This is a genomic window from Nocardioides agariphilus (assembly GCF_015352445.1).
Taxonomy (GTDB): domain Bacteria; phylum Actinomycetota; class Actinomycetes; order Propionibacteriales; family Nocardioidaceae; genus Nocardioides; species Nocardioides agariphilus.
This window is the reverse complement of sequence record NZ_JADKPO010000013.1, coordinates 127,794-134,919: the sequence shown is the minus strand read 5'-3', so window position 1 is coordinate 134,919 and position 7,126 is coordinate 127,794. Positions and strand designations below refer to the sequence as shown.

Below are 7,126 nucleotides of genomic sequence, written 5' to 3'. Positions count from 1 at the left end.
CCGGGTGATGCCGAGGGTCTCGACGAGCTTTTCCATCCGCCGGGTGGAGACACCGAGCAGGTAGCAGGTGGCGACCACCGTGGTCAGCGCCCGCTCGGCCCCTCGACGCCGTTCGAGCAGCCAGTCGGGAAAGTAGGAACCCTCACGCAGTTTGGGGATCGCCACGGCCATCGTCCCGGTTCGGGTGTCGAAGTCGCGGGTCCGGTAACCGTTACGGGAGTTGGTCCGCTCCGGGCTGCGCTCGCCATAGCCGGCGCCGCAGATTGCGTCGGCCTCAGCCGACATCAACGCCTGCACGAACGTGGACAGCATGCTGCGCAGCAGGTCGGGCTCGGCGCGCTGCAGGTGGTCGGCCATGAACGCGGGCACGTCAATAGAGTTGGGGTCGACGGTCATCGTGGTGACTCCTTCAGTCGGACTTCGCAAGGTCTTCTGAAGGATCACGCGGTGGCCGTCGCTGTGTCAGGACGCCACGCTCAGGTCGGGCCCGTCGTACACCACGTCCCTGGACTCAACTAACCAGCGAGGGCGCTCAGCGCCGCGCGGCCCGAGCTTCGCAGGTCGAGGAAGGCGCGCCTGTCTGGAAACCCCGTGACGCGTCAGCAGTCTGCTCACCGGGTTTCGAGACGGTTGCTGCGCAACCTCCTCAACCAGCGAGGGCGGCCAGCGCCGCGCGGCCCGAGCTTCGCAGGTCGAGGAAGGCGCGCCTGTCTGGAAACCCCGTGACGCGTCAGCAGTCTGCTCACCGGGTTTCGAGACGGTTGCTGCGCAACCTCCTCAACCAGCGAGGGCGGCCAGCACCGCGCGGCCCGAGCTTCACAGGTCGAGGAAGGCGCGCCTGTCTCGAGACCCCGTGACGCGTCAGCAGTCTGCTCACCGGGTTTCGAGACGGTTGCTGCGCAACCTCCTCAACCAGCGAGGGCGGCCAGCACCGCGCGGCCCGAGCTTCACAGGTCGAGGAAGGCGCGCCTGTCTCGAAACCCCGTGACGCGTCAGCAGTCTGCTCACCGGGTTTCGAGACGGTTGCTGCGCAACCTCCTCAACCAGCGAGGGCGCTCAGCACCTCGCGGCCCGAGCTTCACAGGTCGAGGAAGGCGCGCCTGTCTCGAAACCCCGTGACGCGTCAGCAGTCTGCTCACCGGGTTTCGAGACGGTTGCTGCGCAACCTCCTCAACCAGCGAGGGCGCTCAGCGCCGCGCGGCCCGAGCTTCGCAGGTCGAGGAAGGCGCGCCTGTCTCGAAACCCCGTGACGCGTCAGCAGTCTGCTCACCGGGTTTCGAGACGGTTGCTGCGCAACCTCCTCAACCAGCGAGGGCGCTCAGCACCTCGCGGCCCGAGCTTCGCAGGTCGAGGAAGGCGCCTGTCTCGAAACCCCGTGACGCGTCAGCAGTCTGCTCACCGGGTTTCGAGACGGTTGCTGCGCGCAACCTCCTCAACCAGCGAGGGCGGCCAGCACCTCCCGGATCACCCGGGGGTCGAAGGCCAGGCCGGAGTGGGAGGCCGTGACCTCGACGGGTACGGCGAGCGGATCGACGCAGGCACGCCAGTCGACGATGCCGTCGCGCTTGGAGAAGATCGCGGTGAACCCGACGCCCTCGGGCACCGCCTGACGGCTCTCCTCGAAGCTCTGCCGGGCGCACTCGCCTGCCACGCAGTCCTCCGACATCAGCCCCGGCCAGCCGGCCCGGCTGAGCCGGACGAGCATCTCCACGCTCTTGGTCAGGGTCCAGTGGTGAGCGCCGGGAGCGAGCATCGGGCTGCCGAGCGTGACGATGCTCGCGACCAGGTCGGGCCGGCGTACGGCCAGCCCGCGCGCCAGCATCCCGCCGAGGCTGTGCCCGACGACGTGCACCCGGCTGCCGCGACGCAGCGCGATCGACTCGAGGCGAGTCTCCAGCTGCGCCGCCGCGTTGAGCGTGCAGCCGGCATTGACCTGGATGGAGGAGCGGTAGGTCCGGTGACCGTGCTCGCGCAGCACCCGTGCCATCGGCCGCAAGGTGCCGTCACCGGCGAGGAAGCCGGGTACGAGGATCACGGGTTCGGCGTGGCGCACCGAGCCGAGCCCGGCGTACGCGGACCGCCTGCGGGCGAGCCCACCGAGCGCACCGACGGCGTAGCGGCCGGCCTCGGTAAGCGCACTGGCCTCGCGCAGCATCGCACTGACTCCGGGAGCCGCGAAGCCCTCCGGGGTCAGCCACGGGGCCAGTGGCCCCTCGCTCGGTGCTGGGCCGATCGCCGTCACACCTTTCAGGTTACCTAGAAGTAACGTCTGATACCTCGAATGCTTGGATGGTCATCGTGACCGTCGTCTCCGCCGAGCTGTTCGCTCCCGGCGCACCCGGCGTCGAGCTGTGCTACCAGACATACGGCGATCCCGACGGCGATCCGCTGCTCCTGGTGATGGGACTCGGGGGTCCGATGACCTGGTGGGACCCGGAGCTGTGCCAGCTGCTCGCGGACCGCGGCTTCTTCGTGATCCGCTACGACAACCGCGACACCGGGCGATCGACGAAGGTGGGCGGTCGGGTCACCCGGTCGATGCTGGTGCGGGCGTTCGCCGGGCGCGCCGTGAGGGTGCCGTACTCGATCAGCGACATGGCCGCCGACGCGGTCGGCCTGCTCGACCACCTGGGCATCGGCTCGGCCCACCTGGTCGGCGTCTCGATGGGAGGCATGATCGCGCAGACGGTGGCCATCGAGCACCCGACCCGCGTCCGGTCGCTGACCAGCGTCATGTCGACGACGGGCCGCAGGTCGGTCGGCTGGCAGCACCCGCGCCTGATGCCGGTCCTGCTCGCCAGGCGCGGCCGCGGGCGGGCGGCCTACGTCACGGGCAGCGCCGCCATCTGGGAGTTGATCGGCTCACCGCTCTACCCCAGCGACCCGGCCGACGTCGTGGCCAAGGCGGAGGTCACCTTCGACCGTGGCTGGTCCAGCAGCGGGGTCCTGCGACAGATGCTGGCGGTCGTGACACAACCCAACCGGACCCGTCAGCTGCACGCCCTGAGGACGCCGACACTCGTCATCCACGGCACAGCCGACAAGTTGGTCCACCCCTCGGGCGGGCGCGCCACCGCCGCCGCGATCCCGGGAGCCGAGCTGCTGCTCATCGACGGCATGGGCCACGACCTGCCGCGCCCGCTGTTCGAGACCTTCGCCGAGGCCATCCGTCGAACAGCAGACCGGGCCTAGCCGAGTCGGCGCAGATCGCCCCCGCCGTACACGCGAGTCGGCGCAGATCGCCCGGCTGGAGGGGCGATCTGCGCCGACTCGGCGTCAGTCAGACAGGCGCTCGCCGGTGTCGGTGTCGAAGACGTGCACGCTCTTGGGGTCGGTGGTGACGTAGATGCGCTGACCCTTGGTGACGTGGTCCCGGCCACTGACGCGGACGATCACGTTGGACGGCGTGCCCTCGACATCGCAGTTGCCATAGACGAAGCCGTCGGCGCCGAGCTCCTCGACGACCGTGACGTCGACGGGCAGACCTTCGCCGTCACCGACCAGGCGCCAGGCCTCGGGGCGGACGCCCACGGTGATGTTGGCGTGTCCGGCACCCAGCTGCTTGGCAGCGGCAGGGTCGACCGGCACCGTGTAGCCGCCGATCTGGGCCTGGCCGTCCTTGCCGGCCTTGGCCTGGATCAGGTTCATCTGCGGAGAGCCGATGAAGCCGGCGACGAACAGGTTGACCGGCTTGTCGTAGAGGTTCAGCGGGGTGTCGACCTGCTGGAGGACGCCGAGCTTCATCACCGCGACGCGGTCGCCCATCGTCATGGCCTCGACCTGGTCGTGGGTCACGTAGACCGTGGTGACACCCAGGTCGGACTGCAGCTTGGCGATGTCGGTGCGCGTCTGCACGCGCATCTTGGCGTCGAGGTTGGACAGCGGCTCGTCCATGCAGAACACCTGCGGGCTGCGGACGATCGCGCGCCCCATGGCGACGCGCTGGCGCTGACCACCGGACAGCGCCTTGGGCTTGCGGGCGAGGAACTCGGTGAGCCCGAGGATCTTGGCGGCCTCGGCGACGCGCTTGTCGCGCTCCTCCTGCGGCACCTTGGCCATCTTGAGGGCGAACGCCATGTTGTCGGCGACCGTCATGTGCGGGTACAGCGCGTAGTTCTGGAACACCATCGCGATGTCGCGGTCCTTCGGGGCGACGTGGGTCACGTCGCGGTCCCCGATCAGGATCCGGCCGCCGTTGATCTCCTCGAGTCCTGCGAGCATCCGCAAGGAGGTGGACTTGCCGCACCCGGAGGGTCCGACGAGGACCATGAACTCTCCGTCGCCGATCTCGAGGTCGAGCCCCGGGACGGTTGGCTCGGGGTTCCCCGGATACCAGCGCTGAGCATTGTCAAAGGTCACTGTGGCCATGCTGAACTGCTCCCTTCACCGGCAGGTACGTGCCGGACGATCCGTCGTGAAGTGACGCGAGTCACGCTAGGGCGTCTGTCAAGGCGCGACCGACCCGGCTCGGGCTACGGACCTCAGGGAGTCGCCGCCGAGCAACGGCATCTCCATCACGACCGGCTCGTCGGCCTGGGGGTCGAGCAGGATGCGCACGGCCTCCTCGCCCATCTCGAAGAACGGCAGCGCGACCGAGGCCAGTGTCGGCCGCATCCACCGCCCGAGCTCGCTGCCGTCGAAGGAGATCACCGAGACCTCGCCCGGCACGGCCAGGGGGATGTCGGCCAGCGCGTGGTAGACACCCCACGCGATCCGGTCGTTGAGGCAGACCACGACCTTCGGTCGCCCGCCCGCCTCGAGCCACCCGGCCAGCGCGTCGTAGGCGTCGTCGAGGTTCCACGGACAATCGAGCCTCGCGGCGATCTGGGCCCCCGCGTCGCGAAGCCCCTCTTCGAGCCCAGCGATCCGCGCGGAGGCCAGCGCCTCCGACGTCGGGCTCTGGCCCACCACGACGATGTCGTCACGCACCCCGATGGACAAGATCGCCTCCGCGGCACGGCGACCGCCACCGTGGTCGTCAGGCAGGACGCTGGGGTACTTCGTCGAGCGGTCGACGCAGTTCACCGTCACCACCCGAGTGCCCTCCAGACCCTTGGGCAGCTTGATCGACGACGTCGTACGCGTCACGAACAGCAGCCCGTCGACCTGGCGGTCGACGAACTCGTGCACCAGGTCGGTCATCACGCCCTGGTCGCCGTCGGTCTCACCGATCATCAGCACGTGGTCCTGGGCCCTGGCCGCTGCGTTGGCGCCGGCCAGGATGCGCGCGGAGAACATGCCCCCGGCGACGTAGTCGGTGACCACGCCGATGATGCGCGTCGATGCGGTGCGCAGACTCTGGGCGGTGCGGTTGGGTCGGTAGCCCAGCTCGAGGGCCGCCTGGTTGACCCGGGCCTCGGTGTCGCTGGAGATCCGCATCTCCAGCGTGCGTCCGTTGAGGATGTAGGACGCGGTCGTGGCGGCCACGCCCGCGCGAGCAGCCACATCGCTCAGCGTGGGCTTGCTCGACCTGGACACGACCGTCTCCTCCCCTTGGTCTGACGCCGACGGGCCCGATTGGATCGAGCCAATTCGCTGTCGAAAGTGAACGGCCGACGTCCGCCTTGTTTCTGGATCGTTGCTTGACACCCGGAGGGGTCGCCGCAATGATCCTGCTGATTCGTTTCAGCAGTGAGGTCTATCACATGCGGGGTCGGATCGGCAGTCCCAACGAGGCGCCCGTGGCAACCGACCAGCTCGGGAAGGCGCCGCAACGCGATTCACGAGGAGAACTCCCAGGATGCGAATCCCCGTCAAGAAGAGCACATCACTGCTCGGCGTCGCGGCCCTCGCCGCTTCGTTGAGCCTCACCGCATGTGGTGGTGACAGTGGCGGCAGCGACAACGGCAACACCGTCACCATCTGGAGCAGCATCGACCAGCCCGTCCAAGACGGCCTGCTGAAGGCCCTCGAGGCAAAGGTCGGCAGCGACATCAAGATCGACTGGAAGAAGGTCGAGAACATCAACCAGCTGATCATGACCAAGATCCAGGCTGGCGACACCCCCGACATCGCCTTCATTCCCCAGCCGGGTGTGGTCAAGGACATGGTCAGTCTCGACGCGATCAAGCCGCTCGACGACGTCGTGCCCCAGGCCGACCAGGACAGCATGATCCCCGGCACGCTCGACGCCGGCACGGTCGACGGCAAGCTCTACGGCCTGCTCGTCTCGGCCAACGTCAAGGGCCTGATCTTCTACCCGAAGAAGGCGTGGGAGGCCAAGGGCTGGCCGACCGAGGTCGCCTCCATCGACGAGCTGAACCAGCTGACCGAGACCATCAAGGCCGACGGCGAGACGCCGTGGTGCATGGGCATCGAGTCCGACACCGCGACCGGCTGGCCGGCCACGGACTGGTTCGAGACCCTGGTCGCCAAGTACGGCGGCGTCGACGAGTACAACTCGTGGGTCGCCGGCGACACCAAGTTCGACTCCGACATCGTCAAGCAGGCGGCAGCGGAGTTCGAGCAGCTGATGTTCACCGACGGCAACGTGCTCGGTGGGCGTGAGGCGATCGCCAGCACCAACTTCGGCACCGCGGGCAACCCGATGTTCGACGCGAAGCCGGGCTGCTGGATGTACAACCAGGGCTCGTTCATCACCGGGTTCTTCCCCGACGAGATCAAGAGCGACCTCGACGCCAACGTCGGCGTGATGGGCTTCCCGCCCGCCACGGCTGGTGGCGACAACCCGGTCATCGGTGGTGGCGACATGGCCACGCTGCTCAACGACTCCGACAACGCCAAGAAGGTCATGGCCGCGCTGGCCGCGACCGACATCGGCAACGACGCAGCGGGCAGCAGCTCGTTCATCTCGCCGCACAGCGACTTCGACCCCGCGAACTACGCGGACGAGACGTCGCGCAGCTACGCCAAGGTCGCCTCCGAGTCGACGGGCTTCCTGTTCGACGGTTCCGACCAGATGCCCGGCGAGGTTGGTGCCGGCACCTTCTGGAAGGACATGACCGCGTGGATCAGCGGCCAGGAGGACCTCGACACGGCGCTGAAGAACATCGACGCCAGCTGGCCGAGCTGACCGAACTGACCGAGGCACTGAACCACCAGTAGCAACCAACCGCCGGGGGCGCGGGTCTAGCGCCCGCGTCCCCGGCGGTGCTTTGTTGGACCC

The 7,126-nt window shown here is 68.4% G+C and carries 6 protein-coding genes; 2 read left to right on the top strand and 4 right to left on the bottom strand.

All coding sequences use genetic code 11. The annotated features are described in order from the left end of the window. Together ISU10_RS11650 and ISU10_RS11645 are read right to left on the bottom strand one after the other, a co-directional pair. Positions 1–396 (bottom strand): transposase (locus ISU10_RS11650; RefSeq protein WP_194696570.1); only part of this gene is annotated, 396 nt, incomplete at its 3' end. A 1,036-nt stretch (positions 397–1,432) separates the two neighbouring features. Further along, positions 1,433–2,242 carry an esterase/lipase family protein gene (locus ISU10_RS11645; protein ID WP_194696569.1) on the bottom strand — a complete coding sequence of 270 codons (810 nt, stop codon included), beginning with the start codon at positions 2,240–2,242 and terminating at the stop codon, positions 1,433–1,435. A 47-nt stretch (positions 2,243–2,289) separates the two neighbouring features. On the opposite strand from ISU10_RS11645, the gene ISU10_RS11640 reads away from it, so the two are divergent. Continuing rightward, positions 2,290–3,192 (top strand): alpha/beta fold hydrolase, encoded by a 903-nt coding sequence (locus ISU10_RS11640; RefSeq protein WP_194696568.1) that lies wholly within the window; start codon positions 2,290–2,292, stop codon positions 3,190–3,192. A gap of 84 nt (positions 3,193–3,276) precedes the next feature. On the opposite strand, the gene ISU10_RS11635 is transcribed toward ISU10_RS11640, so the two are convergent. Together ISU10_RS11635 and ISU10_RS11630 are read right to left on the bottom strand one after the other, a co-directional pair. Further along, positions 3,277–4,368 carry an ABC transporter ATP-binding protein gene (locus ISU10_RS11635; RefSeq protein WP_194696567.1) on the bottom strand — a complete coding sequence of 364 codons (1,092 nt, stop codon included), beginning with the start codon at positions 4,366–4,368 and terminating at the stop codon, positions 3,277–3,279. A gap of 78 nt (positions 4,369–4,446) precedes the next feature. Further along, on the bottom strand, positions 4,447–5,478 hold the full coding sequence (locus ISU10_RS11630; RefSeq protein ID WP_194696566.1) for a LacI family DNA-binding transcriptional regulator: 1,032 nt from the start codon (positions 5,476–5,478) through the stop codon (positions 4,447–4,449). Positions 5,479–5,740: 262 nt separating this feature from the next. Here ISU10_RS11630 and ISU10_RS11625 point away from each other — a divergent pair, with 262 nt between their 5' ends. After that, on the top strand, positions 5,741–7,033 hold the full coding sequence (locus ISU10_RS11625; RefSeq protein ID WP_194696565.1) for an ABC transporter substrate-binding protein: 1,293 nt from the start codon (positions 5,741–5,743) through the stop codon (positions 7,031–7,033). The last annotated feature ends 93 nt before the right edge of the window (positions 7,034–7,126 follow it).

Bases quoted from the DNA above. Each gene is read 5' to 3' on its own strand.
- ISU10_RS11635 (WP_194696567.1), bottom strand. From the start codon at position 4,368: ATGGCCACAGTGACCTTTGACAATGCTCAGCGCTGGTATCCGGGGAAC.
- ISU10_RS11640 (WP_194696568.1), top strand. From the start codon at position 2,290: ATGGTCATCGTGACCGTCGTCTCCGCCGAGCTGTTCGCTCCCGGCGCA.
- ISU10_RS11625 (WP_194696565.1), top strand. From the start codon at position 5,741: ATGCGAATCCCCGTCAAGAAGAGCACATCACTGCTCGGCGTCGCGGCC.